Here is a 19,351-nt window from a genome sequence, read left to right on the forward strand (position 1 = left end):
GAGCCCCGAACCGGAGACCGTGACTACTACCGCCTCCCACCACCTCTCACCCGCCTATCCCGGCCGCGCCCCCTGGGGCACGGCCGGGAAGCTGCGAGCCTGGCAGCAGGGCGCCATGGAGAGGTACGTCCAGGAGCAGCCGCGTGACTTCCTCGCGGTCGCCACGCCCGGCGCGGGGAAGACCACCTTCGCGCTGACCCTCGCGTCATGGCTGCTGCACCACCATGTCGTGCAGCAGATCACCGTCGTCGCGCCGACCGAGCATCTGAAGAAGCAGTGGGCGGAGGCGGCCGCCCGGATAGGGATCAAGCTCGACCCCGAGTACAGCGCGGGACCCGTGAGCAAGGAGTACCACGGGGTCGCGGTCACGTACGCGGGTGTCGGCGTCCGTCCGATGCTGCACCGCAACCGGTGCGAGCAGCGCAAGACCCTCGTGATCCTCGACGAGATCCATCACGCCGGTGACTCGAAGTCGTGGGGTGAGGCCTGCCAGGAGGCGTTCGACCCGGCGACCCGGCGGCTCGCGCTCACCGGTACGCCGTTCCGGTCCGACACGAACCCGATCCCGTTCGTCGCGTACGAGGAGGGGAACGACGGGATCCGGCGTTCATCGGCCGACTACACGTACGGGTACGGGAACGCCCTCGCCGACGGCGTCGTCCGCCCCGTGATCTTCCTCAGCTACAGCGGAAACATGCGCTGGCGCACCAAGGCCGGTGACGAGATCGCCGCCCGCCTCGGCGAGCCCATGACCAAGGACGCGATCGGGCAGGCCTGGCGGACCGCGCTGTCGCCCACCGGTGACTGGATCCCGAACGTCCTCTCGGCCGCCGACAAGCGGCTGACCGAAGTACGCAAGGGCATTCCGGACGCGGGCGGTCTCGTCATCGCGACCGACCAGGAATCGGCGCGCGAATACGCCAAGATCCTCAAGAAGGTCACCGGAGAGAAGGCGACCGTGGTCCTCTCCGACGAGAAGGCCGCGTCGAAGAAGATCGACAAGTTCAGCGAGGACGAATCGCGCTGGATGGTCGCGGTCCGGATGGTGTCGGAGGGCGTCGACGTGCCGCGCCTCGCGGTCGGTGTGTACGCCACCACCATCTCGACCCCGCTCTTCTTCGCCCAGGCCGTCGGGCGTTTCGTACGGTCACGCCGGCGCGGCGAGACCGCCTCCGTCTTCGTGCCGACCATCCCGATGCTCCTCGACTTCGCCAACGAGATGGAGGTCGAGCGGGACCACGTCCTCGACAAGCCCAAGAAGGGCAGCGACGAGGAGAACCCGTTCTCGGAGGAGGACAAGCTCCTCGCCGACGCGGAGCGGCTGGAGGACGAGGAGACCGAGGAGCAGCTGCCGTTCGAGGCGCTGGAGTCCGACGCGGTCTTCGACCGGGTGCTGTACGACGGCGCCGAGTTCGGCATGCAGGCGCACCCGGGCAGCGAGGAGGAGCAGGACTACCTGGGCATCCCCGGGCTGCTCGAACCCGACCAGGTGCAGCTGCTGCTCCAGAAGCGGCAGACCCGGCAGATCGCGCACAGCAGGCAGAAGCCCGCCGGGGAGGCCGACCTGTTGGAGAAGCCGGCCGAGGCCCGGCCGGTGGTCACCCACAAGCAGTTGCTGGGGCTGCGCAAGCAGCTCAACACGATGGTGTCGGCGTACACGCACCAGAGCGGCAAGCCGCACGGTGTGATCCACACCGAGCTGCGGCGGGTCTGCGGCGGGCCGCCGAGCGCGGAGGCGACGGCCGGGCAGATCCAGCAGCGGATCCAGAAGGTGCAGGAGTGGGCCACGCGCATGACGTGAGGCCGTGAGGCCGCACGGTGACGGGTGTCGGTCGGGGCGGGGCAGCGGGCCCCGGACCGACCCCGGCTTCACTGTCCGGGGCCCGGGGACGGCGGTGATCCGGACCTGGCGAGGTCCTGACGGACAGAAAAATTGCGCCACATTCGTTCACGGTGAGTTAACGGCGGTTCACTTCCGCACACGGAGCGTCGCGAAGGCGTCGGCCGACCTGGACGCGCGTAGATGGGCAGAATCCGGTCGGCGCCGCGCTGACCGGCACTTATGCTTCCGAAGCACAACCGCATGCCCGCGGACGCCCGGATTCTGGACGAGGTCTTCCGCTGAGCGGACTGGCTCGCTACTGTCCCCAAAAAGTGAACGCCCCGTGGCAACGCCGCCGCGGAGCGCAGCCGGTGCCTTGGCCGCCGGCGGCCTCTCCGTGCGTCGCCGCTGGGACCGGCGACGCAACCTCCGTGAGAGTGCCGCCACTCACCAAAGAGGAGAGGGCGTCGTGACCGCGGAGACCTCCCAGACGCTCGACCGGGGACTACGCGTCCTCAAGCTGCTTGCCGACACCGACCATGGGCTGACTGTCACCGAGTTGTCCAACAAACTCGGTGTGAACCGCACCGTGGTCTACCGTCTGCTCGCCACTCTGGAGCAACATGCCCTGGTGCGCCGCGACTTGGGCGGCCGGGCAAGAGTCGGCCTGGGCGTGCTGCGCCTGGGCCGTCAGGTGCATCCGCTCGTGCGGGAGGCAGCGCTGCCCGCGCTGCGGTCCCTCGCCGAGGACATCGGAGCCACCGCCCACCTGACCCTGGTCGACGGCAGCGATGCGCTGGCGGTCGCGGTCGTCGAACCGACCTGGACGGACTACCACGTGGCGTACCGGGCCGGCTTCCGCCATCCCCTCGACCGCGGGGCAGCGGGCCGGGCGATCCTTGCCGCCCGGGCGAAGCCGGTGGCCGAACCCGCCTTCACCCTCACCCACGGGGAACTCGAAGCGGGTGCGAGTGGCGCTGCGGCGGCGCTGATGGGTGTGACGGGGGTCGAGGGCAGCGTGGGCGTCGTGATGCTCGCGGACGCGGTACCGGAGCGGGTCGGCCCACGGGTCGTCGACGCGGCCCGTGAGGTGGCGGACGCGCTGCGGTAGTGACCGGCGCCGTCCGGTGGCTGTGCTGTCATCGAGCGCCGGACGGGCCGGCCCGGCAGGTCGGGCGTCCTCGGGCGCCGGACGGGCCGGGGGTGGCCGCACCCGCCCTCCGCCCCCGGCGGTTAGATTGTGCGGGTGGTCACTCGTCTCTCGCGCCCCCGCACCCTCGCTCTCTGCGCCCTGCCCGTCCTCGCGCTGTTCGGCGTGGCCGCCTTCGCGCCACTGCCGTTCACGCTGGCGCAGCCCGGTACGACCGCGAACGTGCTCGGGGACGTGCGCGGCACGCCCGTGATCAGCATCGAGGGCACGCCGACCCGGTCCACCAGCGGTCAGCTGCGGATGACGACGATCATTGCGAGCGGACCGGCCGCGGACGTCGGCGTGGGAGATGTGATCGACAGCTGGTTCCGGACGGATCGTGCGGTCCTGCCCCGCGACTCGGTCTACCCGACCGGCGGCTCCGAGAAGGAGATCGAGAAGCACAACCTCGAGGACATGACGAAGTCGCAGAACTCCGCCGTCGACGCTGCCCTGACCTACCTCGGAAAGCCCCCCGGTTCGGTGGACGTCACCCTGCATCTCGCGAATGTGGGCGGGCCCAGCGCCGGCCTGTTCTTCGCGCTCGGCATTGTCGACAAGCTCGACGGCAACGGCTCCGGTGGGGATCTCACCGGTGGCCGCACCATCGCCGGCACGGGCACGATCGAGGCGAACGGCGATGTCGGCGCGGTCGGTGGGGTCTCGCTGAAGACCCAGGCCGCCAAGCGCGACGGGGCGACCGTCTTCCTCGTTCCGAAGGCCGAGTGCAAGGAGGCGGGTGCCGAGCTCCCGAAGGGGCTCAAGCTGATCCCCGTCACGACGCTGAAGAGCGCGGTGTCGTCGCTGCAGGCGCTGGAGCAGGGCCACAAGGTCCCGAGCTGCTGACCCCGGGCCGGCCCGATCCGGTCGTGCCGACCCGGCCCGATCCGGTGGGTATGCGGGCTGCCCGCCTACTCGCGTGAGACGTCCGCCGTCACCTCGGCGGCCGGGGCACCGACCCGCGCCCCCTCGGACGGCCTGCTGTCCATCGTGCGCCACACGGGGAAGACCATCGGGCTCACCGTCGCCAGCAGGTACACCCCACCCAGCGCCAGCAGCGCCCCGTCCACACCCACGCTCTCGACCAGCAGCCCCGCCACCAGCCCGCCCACCGGAAGTGCCAGCTCGCAGCCCGCGGTGATCGCCCCGGAGACCCGGCTGCGGAGCCGTTGCGGTACGCGTTCGTACGTCACCGTGGTCAGGATCGGGTTCAGCACCCCGCCCGCGAGACCGCCGAGCAGCATCGTCACGGCGAGCGGCAGCGTCGTGTCCGTCAGCGCGGCCACCACGAACCTCGGGCCGCCGCAGAGCACCACGCACACCGTGAACACGGCTCGCCGTGAGAACCGGTGCCCTACCGCCCCGTACACCAGCGCGCCCGTCAGGCCGCCGGCCCCGAACAGTGCGGTCAGCAGTCCCAGTTGGGTCGCACCGCCCAGTTCGCGCTCGGCGTGCACCGGCAGCAGCACGGCGCTCCAGCCCTGGTCGGTGCCGTTCATGAAGAGCACCATCACCACGACGGCCAGCAGCAGCCGGTTGCCGAACAAGTAGGTATAGCCCTCGCGTAGTTCGGCGCGGTACGTACGCAACGAGACCGGTGTGGCCGACTTGCGCGGCTCGGCCGACCGTACCCCTCGTACGCCTGCCGCGATCAGCAGTGCGGACGCGCCGAACGTCGCGGCGTCCAGCAGCAGTACGGTCTCCGCACCCACGAGCGCGATCAGCACCCCGGCCAGCGCCGCCCCGGTCATCCTGGCGCCGCGCGAGGTGGCGTCGAAGAGGCTGGCGGCGCGGGTGATCGTGGTTCCGGCATGTTCGGCGAGATCCGGCAGGAGGACGTAGCGCGCGGTGTTGCCGGGCGTGTGGACGAGCCCGTTCAGCGCCATCAGCGCGCAGAGCATCCAGAACTCGAGTGCCCCCGCGTAGTGCAGCAGCGGGACGGCGGCGATGGCAAGACCGCACACCGTGTCGGAGGCGACGGAGACCCGCCGCCGTCCTGCTCGGTCGATGACGGGCCCGCCGATCACCGCGGAGACGACGATCGGCAGCGTGGCGCAGAAGGCGACGACGCCGGCCCGGCCGGCGCTGCCGGTGGTCTGCAGGACGAACCACGGGACCCCGATCAGGGTGAGCGAAGTGCCCGCAGTCGATATGGAGTTGGCTGCAAGAAGGGCAGCGAGCGGTTTGCGGTTCCCCCCGTCCATGGTTAAGCCGTGCGAGGGGTGCTGGGGGCGGGCAGACCGTGGCGGTTCGGTAGGACATACAGGCCCAACTCGACCAGGGTCCATCCCAGGTGCATGCGGAGACTCTGCCGCGGTGACTGGCGGGGCCGACGGGACAGGCGGAACTCGGAGGCGCGCTGCTGCAGTTCGGCGGAGCGGAGGTGGTGCAAGGGCAGGTGCATGTCGGAGTGCATGGCGAAGTCCTCTCGGGCGGTGAGGTCAGGCGGTGCGGACAGGCGGTGCGGTGGGTTCGGGCGGCGCGGCGGCTGGGCCCTGGGGTCAGTCGGTGGGGCGCGGGAAGACGTGCAGATGGGTGCGGACGAGGGCCGAGCCCTCGGTGTCCTCGGGGACCCGGCCCCGGTAGCTGTCGACCAGATCGTGGATCTTCTCGGCGAGCTCCAGCGAGAGCTCCGGGGTGAGCCGCACCTTGAAGTCGCTCACGTCCCACGAGTGCTGCCACTCCTCGGGCCACTCGTGCATGGTGCCGAGCCAGGTGTTCAGCTCCTGTGTATGCGAGCCGGCGATCTCGTGCAGCACGAGCCTGGTGGCGCCGCGCACCTCGGGGTTGGGGTCACGCAGGAACTCAGCTGTCCGGTCGAACGCGATGCCCATGTACACGGCCCGCCACCACCGCTCGCGTCCCTTGCCGAGCGTCGGGTCGTCCTCGACGAAGCCGTACGTGGCCAGTTGGCGCAGGTGGTAGCTGGTGGCGCCGCTGGACTCGCCGAGCCGGTCCGCGAGCCCCGATGCGGTGGCGGGGCCGAACTCCCGGAGGGTGTTGAGCAGGCGGAGTCGCAGGGGGTGGGCGATCCCGCGCAGGGTGCGGGCGTCGACGCGGTGGATGTTCGGGTCGAGCGGCTTCTCGCCGTCGGCTTCGTTCGCTGCCATGCTTCGACCGTAGACTTGCAAAGGTCTCTTTGCAACGCTTCTTTGCAACGAATTCTTTGTAACTTCTCGGCCGGGCGCCCCTAAGGGCTGTCCCGTAATCCCTGGCGGGCGCACGACGACAGCTGCGGGACTTCCTGCTGCGTTGTCGGAACGCCCGAATGCGCCCGGTATGAGGACGCTCCTCCGCCTTGCGATGCACCGCATCCGACGCCGCGCGCTGATCCACCAGGGATTACGGGACAGCCCTTAGCCGTTCTTGATGAAGCCTTCCTGGATCAGCCAGTCCTTCGCCACGATGTGCGGGTCCTGCCCGTCCACGTCCACCTTCGCGTTCAGCTCCTGCGCGACCTCCGTGGTCAGCCGTCTGCTGACCGGATCCAGCAGCCCCGCGATCTCCGGGTACTTGTCGAACGTCGCGGTGTGGATGACAGGCGCCGCGTTGTAGTTGGGGAAGAAGTGCTTGTTGTCCGCGAGGACGTCGAGGTCCATCGCCTTGATCCGGCCGTCCGTGGTGTACACCTCGCCCAGCAGGCAGGAGTTGGACTTCGACACCTGTGTGTAGATGATCCCGGCGTCCATCTTCTTGATGTTGCCGGGCGGGATCGACATCCCGTACGCCTTCTCCATGCCCGGCAGCCCGTCGTCGCGCGAGGCGAACTCGTTCTCCACGCAGATCGTCACCGCCGACGGGTTCCTCTTCGCCAGCGCGGCGACGTCGGAGAGCGTCCTCAGGTGGTACTTCGCGTTGTTCTTCTTGCTGATGGCCAGGGCGTAGGTGTTGTTGAGGGTGGACTGCGGCAGCCAGGTCACCCCGTTCTTCCGGTCCTCGTCCCGGACCGCCTCCCACTGCTTCAGCGGGTCGGTGATCGGCTTCGCATGGCCGAGGTAGGTGATCCAGGCGGTGCCCGTGTATTCGTACATCGCATCGGCGTCGCCCTTGATGATGGCCTCGCGCGCGCTGATCGACCCGGGCAGGTTCGTCCGGTCCAGTACCTCGGCACCGGCTGCCTTGAAGACCAGGCCGATCATCTGGCCGAGGATGATGTTCTCGCTGAAGTTCTTCGAGGTGACGGTCAGTGAGGCGCCGTCCAGCGGTTGGCCCTGGCCGACGGAGCCCGGCACGACGTCGTCGGCCATCGGCGAACCGCTCTTGAGCCCGCAGCCGGCGAGCAACGGGATGAGCACCAGCACACCGACGAGACCGGCCCGGAATGTGCGTGACGCCCCCGCCGTACGCATCACCCCACCTCCAGTCCGCGTGGTGTCAGTGCCACCTCGACCAGGGAGGCCATCCAGTCCACCAGCAGCGCCAGCACCACCGTCAGCACGGAACCGAGCACCAGCACCGGCATCCGCTGCGTCTGGATGCCCGAGGTGATCAGGTCCCCGAGCCCGCCGCCGCCGCCGAACGTCGCCAGGGTCGCCGTGCCGACGTTGAGCACAAGCGCCGTCCGCACGCCCGCCAGGATCAGCGGGACGGCGAGCGGCAGTTCGACCTTCGTGAGCGTTCCCATCGCCGACATGCCGATGCCGCGTGAGGCCTCGACCAGGTTCGGTTCGATCGCCTTCAGGCCGGCCACCGTATTGGAGAGCACCGGCAGCACCGCGTAGATCACCATGCCGATGATCGCCGTCCGCGGGCCGATGCCCAGCCAGATCACCAGCAGCGCCAGCAGCCCGATCGCCGGGGTGGCCTGCCCGACGTTGGCGACCACCGTGACCAGCGGGGCGCCCTTGCGGAACCTGGCCCGGGTGAGCGCGATCCCGAGCGGGATGGCGATGATCAGCACCCAGAAGGTGGAGATCGCGGTCAGTTTGACGTGCTGCCACCAGCGGAGTTGCACATTGCCGCCGGAGAGCGAGTTCCTCGCGATCGAGTCGAGTGGGACGTTGGTGATCCACAGATAGGTGGCGACGAGGACGATGGCCAGGGCGGCCGGTACCAGAACCAGCTTGCGCCAGGTGATCCGGCGCGGCGGTTCTGCGGGCGGCGGTGCGGGTTCCTCCTCCTCGTCGTGGAAGGCTCGGCCCCTGACCTCGAGCTCGCCGGGCAGCCGGGCGGGCGTCGGTTGCTCACCGCCCTTCGAAGGCGGAACGAGGGGGGGAATCGAGCCGTTGGGGGGAATCGGCTGGTCGGGAGGGACCGGCTGGTCGGGGTTCATGCGCCTGCACCGCCCTCCTGGTCCCGCTCGGTCTGATGGGCGCGCAGTTCCTGCAGATCGTGCTGGTGCTCGATGGCGGTGAGCCGGTCCGCCTCCAGGAGTTCATGGACGGAGTTCATCAGGGTCTGCATGTCGACGACACCGATGAACTCGCCGCGCCGCCCGGTCACCGCGACCCGTCCGCCGCTGTCGATGAGCACGGCCTCCAGCGCGTCGTGCAGCGTGCCGTCCCGGGTCACCGTGTCGTGGACCAGCTGCCCGGCACGCGCCAGCGAGCCACGGGCCCGCATCAGGTCGCCGCGCCGCAGCCATTTGTACGGACGGTTCCTGCGGTCCAGCATCAGCAGCTCGTTGTGCGGGCCGGAGCGCAGCTTGTTGAAGATCTCCTGGAGCGGGTCGTCGACCGTCACCGTCGGGAAGTCGGCGATCTCCACTTCCCGTACGCGGGTGAGGTTGAGCCGCTTCAGGGCCGCGCCCGCGCCGACGAACCCGGACACGAAGTCGTCCGTCGGGTTGGTGAGGATCGCCTCCGGGGTGTCGAACTGCGCGATGTGCGAACGCTCCCGCAACACGGCGATCCGGTCGCCCAGCTTGATCGCCTCGTCGAAGTCATGGGTGACGAAGACGATCGTCTTGTGCAGCTCGTGCTGGAGCCGGATCAGCTCGTCCTGGAGATGGTCGCGGGTGATCGGGTCGACGGCGCCGAACGGCTCGTCCATCAGCAGCACCGGCGGATCGGCGGCCAGCGCCCGCGCCACACCCACCCGCTGCTGCTGGCCGCCGGACAGCTGGCGCGGGTAGCGCCCGTGGAACTCCCGCGGGTCCAGCCCGACCAGGTCGAGCATCTCCTCGACGCGGTCCTTCACCTTCGACTTCGACCAGCCGACCATCTTCGGTACGAGGGCGATGTTCTCGGCGACGGTCATGTGCGGGAAGAGCCCGGACGACTGGATCGCGTACCCGACCTTGCGGCGCAGCTTCACCGGATCGATGTCGGTGACGTCCTCGTCGTTGATCCTGATCCGGCCGGACGTCGGCTCGATCAGCCGGTTGATCATCTTCAGGGTGGTGGATTTCCCGCAGCCGGACGGACCGACGAAGATCACCGTCTCACCGGCCTTGATGTCCATGGAGACACTGTCCACGGCCGGCTTCGGGTTGCCGGGATAGCGCTTGGTCAGTTCCTCCAGTTGGATGGTTGCCCCGGAGGTCGTGGCGGGTTTGCCGGCGGCCCCGGTGACGGTCTCAGGCACGGATCCCCCTGGGGATGGTGAGCCTCCCGAGCAGGACGTACGCGGCGTCGAAGAGCAGGGCGAGGATGACGATGCCGAGCGTGCCGGCGAGGACCTGATTGATCGCGTTGGCGCTGCCCAGCGAGGCGATGCCGCGGAAGATCTCGTTGCCGAGGCCGGGGCCGGAGGCGTACGCGGCGATGGCGGCGATACCCATCAGCATCTGTGTCGACACCCGGATGCCGGTGAGGATCGGCGGCCAGGCGAGTGGCAGTTCCACCCTGCAGAGCCGGGCGATCCGCGACATCCCGATGCCCTTGGCCGCGTCGACGAGGGCCGGATCGACGCCGCGCAGTCCGACGATGGAGTTGCGGACGACGGGCAGCAGCCCGTACAGCGTCAGTGTGATCACGGTGGGCGGGACCCCCAGCCCGACGAGCGGGATCAGCAGACCGATGGCGGCGAGGGACGGGATGGTGAGGATCGCCGCCGTCGAGGTGATGGCCAGTGAGCCGCCCCAGCTGCTGCGATAGGTGACGATCCCGATCAGGATGCCGAGCACGGTGGCGATGACCATGCACTGGAACACGGCGCTGACATGCTGGTACGCGTCGGTGAGCAGCTGCTGGTGCCGATTGACCAGGTACTCCCAGAAGCTCACGCGCCACTCCTTGACTCAGTCGCTGTCCTCCGCTGCCTGCTGGACGAGCGGGATGATGCGCAGAGGCACCGGGTTCTCCATGACGATCGCCGTGGAGGCCCGGACAATGCCATCAAAACCGACAACGCGGTCGATCACCCGCTGAAGGTCGGCGTTGGAACGGGCGACGAGCCGGCAGAGCATGTCGCCCTGCCCGGTCGTGGTGTGCAGCTCCAGCACTTCGGGGACGCCGTCCAAATGGGCCCGTACATCGGCACCTTGGCCCTGCTTGATCTCCAGCGTGGCGAAGGCGGTGACGGGGTAGCCGAGCGCTGCCGGATCGACGTCGGGGCCGAATCCGCGGATGACGCCATTCGACTGAAGCCGGTCGAGCCGCGCCTGCACGGTCCCGCGGGCCACCCCGAGCCGACGGGACGCTTCCAGTACGCCTATCCGTGGTTCGCGGGCGAGCAGCACGATGAGCCGCCCGTCCAGATGATCGATCGCCATGTGCGACTCCCTATGGTCACCCTGTACAGATAGTCCGCCTATCCAAGCAAACGCCTATGCATACTGCCCAGCAGATACGCGAACTATTGCGCATCTTGCGATGCGGGGAGAGTCTTCGAGCATGACTGAGACGCTGCACAACGCCCCCGTTACCGCCAGGCAGGCCGATCCCTTCCCGGTCAAGGGAATGGACGCCGTCGTCTTCGCCGTGGGCAATGCCAAGCAGGCCGCGCACTACTACTCGACCGCCTTCGGCATGAAGCTCGTCGCCTACTCCGGACCGGAGAACGGCAGCCGTGAGACCGCCAGTTATGTGCTGACCAACGGTTCGGCACGCTTTGTATTCACCTCCGTCATCAAGGCATCCACCGACCACGGCCGCTTCCTCGCCGACCATGTGGCCGAGCACGGCGACGGCGTGGTCGACCTGGCCATCGAGGTCCCGGACGCGCGGGCGGCCTACGCCTACGCCGTCGAACACGGCGCAGTGGGTCTCGCCGAGCCGCACGAGATCAAGGACGAGTACGGCACGGTCGTGCTGGCCGCGATCGCCACGTACGGCCGGACCCGCCACACCCTCGTCGACCGCAGCGGTTACGACGGCCCGTACCTCCCCGGCTTCGCAGCAGCCGCGCCGATCGTCGAACCGCCCGCCAAGCGCACCTTCCAGGCCGTCGACCACTGCGTCGGCAATGTGGAGCTGGGCCGGATGAACGAGTGGGTCGGCTTCTACAACAAGGTCATGGGCTTCACCAACATGAAGGAGTTCGTGGGCGACGACATCGCCACCGAGTACTCCGCCCTCATGTCGAAGGTCGTCGCCGACGGCACCCTGAAGGTGAAGTTCCCGATCAACGAACCGGCGATCGCGAAGAAGAAGTCGCAGATCGACGAGTACCTGGAGTTCTACGGCGGCGCGGGCGTCCAGCACATCGCCCTCGCCACGAACGACATCGTCGCGTCGGTACGTGCGATGCGCGCGGCCGGCGTCCAGTTCCTGGACACCCCCGACTCGTACTACGACACCCTCGGCGAGTGGGCCGGCGAGACCCGTGTCCCGGTGGAGACGCTCCGAGAGCTGAAGATCCTCGTCGACCGCGACGAGGACGGCTACCTGCTGCAGATCTTCACGAAGCCGGTCCAGGACCGTCCGACGGTCTTCTTCGAGATGATCGAACGCCACGGCTCGATGGGCTTCGGCAAGGGCAACTTCAAGGCGCTGTTCGAGGCGATCGAGCGCGAGCAGGAGAAGCGCGGCAACCTCTGAGCCGGACGCTCGGATCCGAAGGGCGGGGCCCCCGGCGAACGCGGAGGCCCCGCCCTTCGTGCTGCTCCGTGCCGGAAGACGTGCGCCCGATGCGGGGCCCGCAGGCCGATCGGGTCCTTGGCCGGTCCGATCGAGTGAGGTGGCGGGGGGCGCGGGCGGCGAAGGGGATGAGCGGTGGGACGGATCAGGGGCCGCGGCGCGCTGTCGCGGACCCTGCGGCCGGCCGCCGCAGGCTTCGATGGGAGCCCCACAGTATGAACCGTCTCACCGCGTCCGTCTCCGCTGCCGTTGTGGCAACGGGCGCATCCATCGCTCTTCTGGCCCCTGCCGCCGTCGGCGCAGCGGCACCGAACAATGCACCACCGCGGGTGGTCCGGCGAGTCCGTCCCGCGTACGGCGTCGGGCACCGCGCCCTGTCAGTGGCCGCCCGGCGCAGGCGACGCCGCCCCGGCCGGCGCGTGCGTGCTGCGGCCCGGGCCGGCAGCCATGGGATCCGGCCCCGGGGTGGGCTGTACGTCCCGCGGGCCGGTCGCCGACGGCGGGCCCAGGGCGTCCAGGGCCTTCCGGGCCGCCGGGGCCGCCAGCGGTGAGAACTGCGCGTTGGTCCGCAGCGCCTCCTCCAGGTGGCGGCGGGCAGGGCCGTACTCCCTCAGATCCTGCTCGATCACGCCCAGGTGATACGCGTACAGCGCCGTCCCTCCGCCCGTGTCCGCCGCCTTCTGCGCGTACTGCAGCGCACTCGCCGAGTCGCCCGAGCGGTGCAGCGCCCAGCCCAGCGCGTCGGCGACCGCCGCGCCGTGATGCCGGCTCTGCCACTCCGCCCTCAGGAGTTTCACCGCCGCGGCCGCGTTCCCGTGGTCGGCCTCGAAGCGGCCCAGCAGCAGCGCGTCGTCGACTCCGTAGCCGTCGGCTCGGGCCAGGCTCTTGCGAAGCTGCGTGTACTGGCCGAGCGATTCGTCGTCCAGGCCCAGCGACTCGTACAACTCGCCCAGTTCCAGCATGTATTCGGGGCGGGGGAGCCGGGACAGCGCCGCCCGGTAGTCGCGCTGTGCCTCGTCCGTGCGGCCCAGGGCCGCCAGCGCCCGTGCCCGGCCGGCGAGCGACGGATGGTGGGCCGGGTCGGTCCGCAGGGCCGCACTGTACTGCGCCACCGCCTTCTCGGACTCGCCCCGCTCCCAGGCCAGTTCGCCCAGCCGATGCAGGCAGTCCGCCTTCTCAGCGGGTGCGGTGGCCCGGTTCGCCGCGTTCTGCGCGGTGGCGAGCGCGTCCTCGCGACGGCCCTGGTTCCGGTACATCTGCGCCGTCCGCGAGAGCGCCGGGACGCCCGAGCGCAGCGCCGTGAACTTCTCCGCCGCCTTGCCCGCCGCCGTGTACTCACCGAGCCCGTCGTACGCGTCGATCAGTACCGGGTACGCCGTCCAGTCCTTCGGCTGCCGAGCCCGTACCGTCTCGCCCCACTTCTTCGCCGTGACGAAGTCGTGCCGCGCGTTGGCCAGCGCCGCCAGCCCCACCAGGGCCGCCGTGTTCCCGCGGTCACCCGGCTGCGCGTCCAGGGAGCGCCTCAGCGCCTGCTCGGCCCGCCCGTAGTACGCCGCGTCGGCGGAACGCTGCCCCCACTCCACGTAAGCCGTCCCGAGGACCGCCCACGACCGCGCGTCGGACGGATGTGTGCCCACCCAGCTCTGCCGGTCCCCGATCATCGCCTTCAGATCCGAGAGGGAGGCGGGAGAGCCCGAGTTCGTCGCCGCCAGGGCGCGCGAGACCCCTCCCGGCACGGATGGCGGCGCGGCCTTCCTGCCGTCGTCCGGTACGGCCACGACCGCACCCGTCACCAGCACAGCGGCCGCGACCATGCCGAACGCCGCCCTGCGCAGCGTCGTGTGCAACGAGACGGGCGGCGGTTCCGCCGACGACTCCGGGTCGAGGCCGAAGGGCGGTTCGCAATCGGGCGTCGGCGGCGTCTCGGGCGGCACGTCGTAGGGCTCGGAGGGCGACGAGGTGGGCGGCGGGCGATCCAGATGGTCCGGATCGGAGTGGTCCGAGGGAGCGGGCTCCGGAGGCTGCTGCGGCATGACGTCCATGCCGATCACTCTGCGTCAGTACGAAGAGCACACCGCACCTTGCGAACGCTGCCGCAGACGGGTTCACACCACTGGCCCCGGGTGTCACGCTTGGATCATGGACGATCTTCTCGAACGACTGCGCGCGGGCCTTCCTGCCGAGGCCCTGATCACCGACCCGGACATCACCGCCTCGTACGCCCACGACATGGCGAGCTTCTGCGACGCGGGCGCACCGGCCGTGGTGGTGCTGCCGCGCACCGTCGAACAGGTCCAGCACGTCATGCGGACCGCGACCGCACTGCGTGTCCCGGTCGTCCCGCAGGGCGCCCGTACGGGCCTGTCGGGCGCGGCCAACGCCTCCGACGGCTGCATCGTGCTGTCGCTGGTGAAGATGGACCGGATCCTCGAGATCAACCCAGTCGACCGGATCGCCGTCGTGGAGCCCGGTGTCATCAATGCCGTGCTGTCCCGCGCGGTGAACGAACACGGGCTGTACTACCCGCCGGACCCGTCCAGTTGGGAGATGTGCACCATCGGCGGCAACATCGGCACCGCGTCCGGCGGGCTGTGCTGTGTGAAGTACGGGGTCACCGCCGAATACGTGATCGGCCTGGAGATCGTCCTCGCCGACGGGCGGCTTCTGACGACCGGGCGCCGGACGGCCAAGGGGGTCGCCGGATACGACCTCACCCGGCTCTTCGTCGGCTCGGAAGGCAGCCTCGGCATCGTCGTCGGCGCCGTGCTCGCACTGAAGCCGCAGCCGCCGCAGCAACTGGTCCTCGCCGCCGAGTTCCCGTCCGCAGCGGCCGCCTGCGATGCGGTCTGCCGGATCATGGAGCGCGGTCACACTCCCTCACTCCTCGAACTGATGGACCGTACGACGGTGCGCGCCGTCAACGAGATGGCCCACATGGGCCTCCCCGACTCCACCGAGGCGCTCCTGCTCGCCGCCTTCGACACCCCGGACCCCACGGCCGACCTGACCGCCGTCGCCGCACTGTGCACGGCCGCGGGCGCCACCGAGGTGGTCCCCGCGGCCGACGCCGCCGAGTCCGAACTTCTCCTCCAGGCCCGCCGGATGTCGCTGACCGCCCTGGAGACGGTCAAGTCCGCCACGATGATCGACGACGTGTGCGTACCGCGCTCCAAGCTCGGCGCCATGATCGAGGGGACGGCGGCCGTCGCGGAGAAGTACGACCTCACCATCGGCGTCTGCGCCCACGCGGGCGACGGCAACACCCACCCCGTCGTCTGCTTCGACCACACCGACGCCGACGAGTCCCGGCGGGCCCGCGAGTCCTTCGACGAGATCATGGCGCTCGGCCTGGAACTCGGTGGCACCATCACCGGCGAGCACGGCGTCGGCGTCCTGAAGAAGGAATGGCTGGCCCGCGAACTCGGTGAGGTGAGCGTCGAGATGCACCGGGGCATCAAGGCGGCGTTCGATCCGCTGGGGCTGCTCAACCCCGGCAAGGTCTTCTGATCTCCTCGACAAAGGGCTGTCCCGTAATCCCTGGTGGATCAGCGCGCGGCGTCGGATGCGGTGCATCGCAAGGCGGAGGGGCGTCCTCATACTGGGCGTATTCGGGCGTTCCGGCAACGCAGCGAGGTGCCGTAGCTGTCGTCGTGCGCCCGCCAGGGATTACGGGACAGCCCTAAGCCGTCCGGCCTCCCCGCTGCGCATCAGAGCTCGCCGTCCGCCGACTCGTCCGACGGCCACGGGTCGCTCAGCCACAGGTCGTCGACCGGCAGCGGTGCGAGCAGTTCGGCGAGACCGGCGTCGATACCGAGCCGCTCGGTCTCGGTGCCGGGCGGCACCAGGCGCAGCGTCCGCTCCATCCAGGCGGCCACGGCCGCGGACGGCGCCTCGAGCAGCGCGTCGCCGTCGGGCGAGGTCAGCGCCACACAGATGACGTTGCGCCGCTGGATCTTGGTCGGCCAGATCCGTACGTCGCCGTGCCCGCATGCCCGGAACACGCCTTCGACCAGCAGATCGCGGGCGAACGTCCAGTGCACGGGGAAGTCGGAGCCGATGTGAAAGGTGATGTGCACGGCATACGGGTCCTCCGTGCGGTAGGTCAGCCGGGCCGGTACGGGGATGCTGCGCTCCGGCGACAGGACCAGCTTGAGCTCCAGCTCGCGTTCGACAACGGTGTGCATGAGGTGCGTCCTTTCGGTGCCTGTGAACCGGTCCCCTGACGGGCCCGCACATGGAGAGAGCGCCCTCCCCGCCACCTATTACGCGACTTCCAGGAAAAACTTCACGGCGACCGGAAAGTGGCCCAAACACCGGGACTGGCACGGGGGTACGCGGCTGTCTGATAGATGTGGTCCGTCGACTTGAAGCTTCGAAGAGATACGGGACCACGGTGATGAGCGCCCCAACCCCGGCACCCGGTGACGACAGGCCCCGCGAGGGGTATTACCCCGACCCGTCCATTCCCGGATATGTCCGGTACTGGAACGGCGCTTCGTGGGTGCCCGGTACCAGCCGCCCTGCGCCTCTGCAGGGCGAGTCGGCGCCCGGGACGCCTGCTGGAACGGACCCCGAACCGCAGCGGCCGTCGGCAGCGGGTCCGGCACACGCGCAGCCATCCGGCCCGGCCCATACGCCGGTGGACGAAACCGGTCCGGTCTTCCTGGACGAGGAGCCGTACGGTCCCGATCGCCCCGAACCCGCATCCGCCTGGCAGGCCGACGCCTCCCGGCAGGCCGGCTTCGGCGGCGAGCGCGACCGGCGGGTGTCCTGGGGCGGCACCGGGCGGCCCGGCGAGACCGGCGGACCGGGGGAGCAGGGAGCAGCCGCGGCTCAGGATCCGCGTACGCCGGCGGGGCGCGGCCCCGCCGACCGGATGCCCGGCGACCGCGCCCAGGGCGGCAGCGCCCCCGCGGACCGGGTTCCCACGGATCCGCGGGGGCCCGGCTCCCAGGACCCCACGGGCGGCGCGCTGCCGGGCATGCGGGGCGGCAACAGCCACGTCCCCGAGAGCACTGTCGCGATCCGGGTCGACCGACCGGGCCGCGGCGGTGGCGCCGGCGGGACGGGGAGCGGGACCGGTGCCGGGTCGGGCGAGGCGGGACGTCCGCCTGCCGACGGCACGGTCGAGATCCGCGCCATGGGCCAGGGCGGCCGGCCGCCCAGGTCCCATAAGGCCGAACAGGAGCCAGGCGGCGGGACGATGTCGATCCGCGCGGTCGCTCCCGGCACCACCCCGCAGGCCTCTGCGCCCGCCCCGGCACCCGGGCCCACACCCGCACCTGCCCCGGCACCCGCTCCCGCGGAGCTCAACAACCCGCTCACTCCGGGACCCGGCGGCGGTTCTGCCTCCTGGGCGCAGCAGGTCCATCAGCTCGCCGCCCCCCAGCAACAGCAGCAGCAACTTCCGCACCAGCAGCAACAGCGTCAGCCGCAGTTCCGCGGCCCGCAGCCGGACCAGCCCGTCGTGCCCTGGAAGCCCCCGGTCAACGACCACTTCCAGCAGCTCGCCCAGGCCCAGGCGGCGGCCCGCCCCGCCGGGCTCGGCAAGCGGCTCGCCGCCCGGCTCGTCGACACGGTCGTGCTGGGCGCGCTCGCCGGCGCGGTCGCGTTCCCCCTTGTCACGCGGGCGATGGACCACATCGAGGAGAAGATCGACGCGGCGAAGCTGTCCGGGGAGACGGTCACCGTCTGGCTGGTGGACTCCACCACGTCCGTCCTGTTCGGCGGGGCGCTTGCGGCGTTCCTGGTGCTCGGTGTGCTGCTGGAGGCGCTGCCGACCGCGAAGTGGGGCCGCACGCTCGGCAAGAAGCTGTGCGGGCTCGAGGTGCGGGACATCGAGTCCCACAGCGCGCCCGGCTTCGGGGCCGCGCTGCGCCGGTGGCTGGTCTACGGCGTGCTCGGCATCCTGGTGATCGGCGTGGTCAACGTGGTGTGGTGTCTGTTCGACCGCCCGTGGCGGCAGTGCTGGCACGACAAGGCCGCCCGTACCTTCGTGGCGGGCTGACCCCCGCGTACTGACGGCTCGTCGGGTGACGGGCCGTCGCGCGGTATCGGGTTCCCCCGAACGCACCTGAGCCGTTGCGGGGGCCCCCGGGCCGGGATGCACTGCCCCCATGAGCAACGATCAGCCGACGCCCGGCCAGCCACCCGAGGACGACCCGTTCCTCAAGAAGCCGCAGGAGCCCCCGACGCCGCCGTCGGGGTCCGGGGCCGGGTCGCAGGCGGGGCCCGGAGCCGGGGCGGGGTCCGAGTCCGGGCCGGGCTCGGGTCCGGGGTCGGGGTCGGGGCCTGGCTCGGGTGGTCCGGGGTCGGGCTCGCCCTACGACCGTTCTCAGCCGCCTCCGCCGCCTCCCCCGTACGATCCCCATGCCTACGGTGGCGGCCCGTACGGCGGCACCGACCCGCTGGCGGGCATGCCTCCGCTCGCCGAGCCGGGCAAGCGGATTCTGGCCCGGCTGATCGACTTCCTGATCATCTCGATCCCGCTGTATCTGATCTCGCTGCCGTTCGGCGGCGCGGTCGACATGTCGGACAACAACGGCAACAGCGAAAGCGCCGGCGATGTGTTCACCCAGACCTACAACGGGCATCAGCTGCTCTGGTCGCTGATCGCTCTCGTGATCTACGTCGCGTACGACACGTACTTCACGCACAAGGACGGCCGCACGATCGGCAAGCGACTGCTCAAGCTGCGGGTCGCGATGCTCAACGACGGCCGGGTGCCGGACACCAGTGCCTCGTTCCTGCGGGCCGTGGTGCTGTGGCTGCCGGCGCTGCTGTGCTGCCCGTGCCTGTGGTGGCTGATCAACATCGTGCTGATGTTCACGGACAAGCCGTACCGGCAGGGGCTGCAGGACAAGGCTGCCAAGACCGTGGTGGTCTCGACCGCGTAGGCAGGCGCCCGATCAGCGGCGCAGGGAGTGCTCGCCCACGCGCTCGGAGGCGTGGACGGCCGGGATTCTGGCCCGGCGGATGTCGTCGGTGACGACATCTTGCGTAGATGTGGCGGAAGTGGCGGTGGGGACGGCAGGGTTCGTACGAACCCCGGTTGCCGTCCTCGCCGCCTTCCGCGTTTTCGTCCGCAGCGGCAGGGGTACGGTGACGGCCACCAACAGGCCGAGCGCCATCGCTGCCGTTCCGATGACGGCGATACCGACGCCTGAACTCGTACGGGACAGCAGCAGCATGGCGAGCGTCGAGAAGACGACGGTGACCGATCCGTAGGAGAGCTGTGCAGCAGTGGGACGCGGCATGGCGGTATCCGTCCTCGGGACATCGGATGGGCAGTCTCTCAACGCGGTCGCACTGTCAAGCGACTCTACGACGGTGGATGCCCGGGCGGAACCGGTAGTAAGCGTGACCTAACCCACGGTGCCG

The 19,351-nt window shown here is 70.1% G+C and carries 17 protein-coding genes; 7 read left to right on the plus strand and 10 right to left on the minus strand.

What is annotated here, in order from left to right; translation table 11 throughout:
• Positions 1 to 19: 19 nt before the first annotated feature.
• The 3 genes from ACIA8E_RS17455 (at position 20) to ACIA8E_RS17465 (ending at position 3,857) form a co-directional block, all read left to right on the plus strand.
• Positions 20 to 1,801: a DEAD/DEAH box helicase gene (locus ACIA8E_RS17455; protein WP_399298851.1), complete on the plus strand. Its 1,782-nt coding sequence runs from the start codon at positions 20 to 22 to the stop codon at positions 1,799 to 1,801.
• A 490-nt stretch (positions 1,802 to 2,291) separates the two neighbouring features.
• On the plus strand, positions 2,292 to 2,933 hold the full coding sequence (locus tag ACIA8E_RS17460; RefSeq protein ID WP_030971111.1) for an IclR family transcriptional regulator: 642 nt from the start codon (positions 2,292 to 2,294) through the stop codon (positions 2,931 to 2,933).
• 135 nt (positions 2,934 to 3,068) lie between these two features.
• Entirely contained in the window at positions 3,069 to 3,857 is a 789-nt protein-coding gene (locus tag ACIA8E_RS17465; RefSeq protein WP_399298852.1) for a S16 family serine protease, read from the plus strand.
• Positions 3,858 to 3,922: 65 nt separating this feature from the next.
• On the opposite strand, the gene ACIA8E_RS17470 is transcribed toward ACIA8E_RS17465, so the two are convergent.
• The 7 genes from ACIA8E_RS17470 to ACIA8E_RS17500 form a co-directional block, all read right to left on the minus strand.
• Positions 3,923 to 5,215 carry an MFS transporter gene (locus ACIA8E_RS17470; protein ID WP_399298854.1) on the minus strand — a complete coding sequence of 431 codons (1,293 nt, stop codon included), beginning with the start codon at positions 5,213 to 5,215 and terminating at the stop codon, positions 3,923 to 3,925.
• A gap of 297 nt (positions 5,216 to 5,512) precedes the next feature.
• The gene (locus ACIA8E_RS17475; RefSeq protein WP_399298856.1) at positions 5,513 to 6,121 is read right to left on the minus strand and encodes a helix-turn-helix domain-containing protein; all 609 of its coding nucleotides are present in this window, start codon (positions 6,119 to 6,121) and stop codon (positions 5,513 to 5,515) included.
• A gap of 246 nt (positions 6,122 to 6,367) precedes the next feature.
• Complete coding sequence (locus ACIA8E_RS17480; protein WP_399299165.1) at positions 6,368 to 7,258, minus strand: glycine betaine ABC transporter substrate-binding protein; 891 nt, start codon at positions 7,256 to 7,258, stop codon at positions 6,368 to 6,370.
• 101 nt (positions 7,259 to 7,359) lie between these two features.
• Entirely contained in the window at positions 7,360 to 8,283 is a 924-nt protein-coding gene (locus ACIA8E_RS17485) for an ABC transporter permease (RefSeq protein ID WP_399298858.1), read from the minus strand.
• Positions 8,280 to 9,536 (minus strand): ABC transporter ATP-binding protein, encoded by a 1,257-nt coding sequence (locus ACIA8E_RS17490; RefSeq protein ID WP_399298860.1) that lies wholly within the window; start codon positions 9,534 to 9,536, stop codon positions 8,280 to 8,282. The genes ACIA8E_RS17485 and ACIA8E_RS17490 overlap by 4 nt, the downstream gene beginning before the upstream one ends.
• Positions 9,529 to 10,176: an ABC transporter permease gene (locus ACIA8E_RS17495; RefSeq protein ID WP_030923046.1), complete on the minus strand. Its 648-nt coding sequence runs from the start codon at positions 10,174 to 10,176 to the stop codon at positions 9,529 to 9,531. The genes ACIA8E_RS17490 and ACIA8E_RS17495 overlap by 8 nt, the downstream gene beginning before the upstream one ends.
• 15 nt (positions 10,177 to 10,191) lie before the next feature.
• Positions 10,192 to 10,665: an Lrp/AsnC family transcriptional regulator gene (locus ACIA8E_RS17500; protein ID WP_399298862.1), complete on the minus strand. Its 474-nt coding sequence runs from the start codon at positions 10,663 to 10,665 to the stop codon at positions 10,192 to 10,194.
• A gap of 121 nt (positions 10,666 to 10,786) precedes the next feature.
• Between ACIA8E_RS17500 and hppD the strand changes: the two genes are divergently transcribed.
• Entirely contained in the window at positions 10,787 to 11,932 is a 1,146-nt protein-coding gene (gene hppD / locus ACIA8E_RS17505; RefSeq protein WP_399298864.1) for a 4-hydroxyphenylpyruvate dioxygenase, read from the plus strand.
• A gap of 416 nt (positions 11,933 to 12,348) precedes the next feature.
• Here the strand turns inward: hppD and ACIA8E_RS17510 are convergent, their stop codons facing one another.
• A complete protein-coding gene (locus ACIA8E_RS17510) occupies positions 12,349 to 14,013 on the minus strand; it encodes a tetratricopeptide repeat protein (protein WP_399298866.1) in 1,665 nt (554 codons plus the stop codon).
• A 97-nt stretch (positions 14,014 to 14,110) separates the two neighbouring features.
• Between ACIA8E_RS17510 and ACIA8E_RS17515 the strand changes: the two genes are divergently transcribed.
• Positions 14,111 to 15,478, plus strand: a complete 1,368-nt coding sequence (locus tag ACIA8E_RS17515; RefSeq protein ID WP_399298868.1) for an FAD-binding oxidoreductase — start codon at positions 14,111 to 14,113, stop codon at positions 15,476 to 15,478.
• A gap of 200 nt (positions 15,479 to 15,678) precedes the next feature.
• Here ACIA8E_RS17515 and ACIA8E_RS17520 read toward each other — a convergent pair whose 3' ends face one another.
• Positions 15,679 to 16,155 carry an SsgA family sporulation/cell division regulator gene (locus ACIA8E_RS17520; RefSeq protein ID WP_399298869.1) on the minus strand — a complete coding sequence of 159 codons (477 nt, stop codon included), beginning with the start codon at positions 16,153 to 16,155 and terminating at the stop codon, positions 15,679 to 15,681.
• Positions 16,156 to 16,367: 212 nt separating this feature from the next.
• Here ACIA8E_RS17520 and ACIA8E_RS17525 point away from each other — a divergent pair, with 212 nt between their 5' ends.
• Entirely contained in the window at positions 16,368 to 17,978 is a 1,611-nt protein-coding gene (locus ACIA8E_RS17525; protein WP_399298871.1) for an RDD family protein, read from the plus strand.
• A gap of 109 nt (positions 17,979 to 18,087) precedes the next feature.
• Complete coding sequence (locus ACIA8E_RS17530) at positions 18,088 to 18,867, plus strand: RDD family protein (RefSeq protein WP_399298873.1); 780 nt, start codon at positions 18,088 to 18,090, stop codon at positions 18,865 to 18,867.
• Positions 18,868 to 18,879: 12 nt separating this feature from the next.
• Here ACIA8E_RS17530 and ACIA8E_RS17535 read toward each other — a convergent pair whose 3' ends face one another.
• The gene (locus tag ACIA8E_RS17535) at positions 18,880 to 19,227 is read right to left on the minus strand and encodes a hypothetical protein (protein ID WP_399298875.1); all 348 of its coding nucleotides are present in this window, start codon (positions 19,225 to 19,227) and stop codon (positions 18,880 to 18,882) included.
• Positions 19,228 to 19,351 lie beyond the last annotated feature (124 nt).

It is taken from the genome of Streptomyces sp. NPDC051664 (assembly GCF_044453545.1).
Classification (GTDB): Bacteria; Actinomycetota; Actinomycetes; order Streptomycetales; family Streptomycetaceae; genus Streptomyces.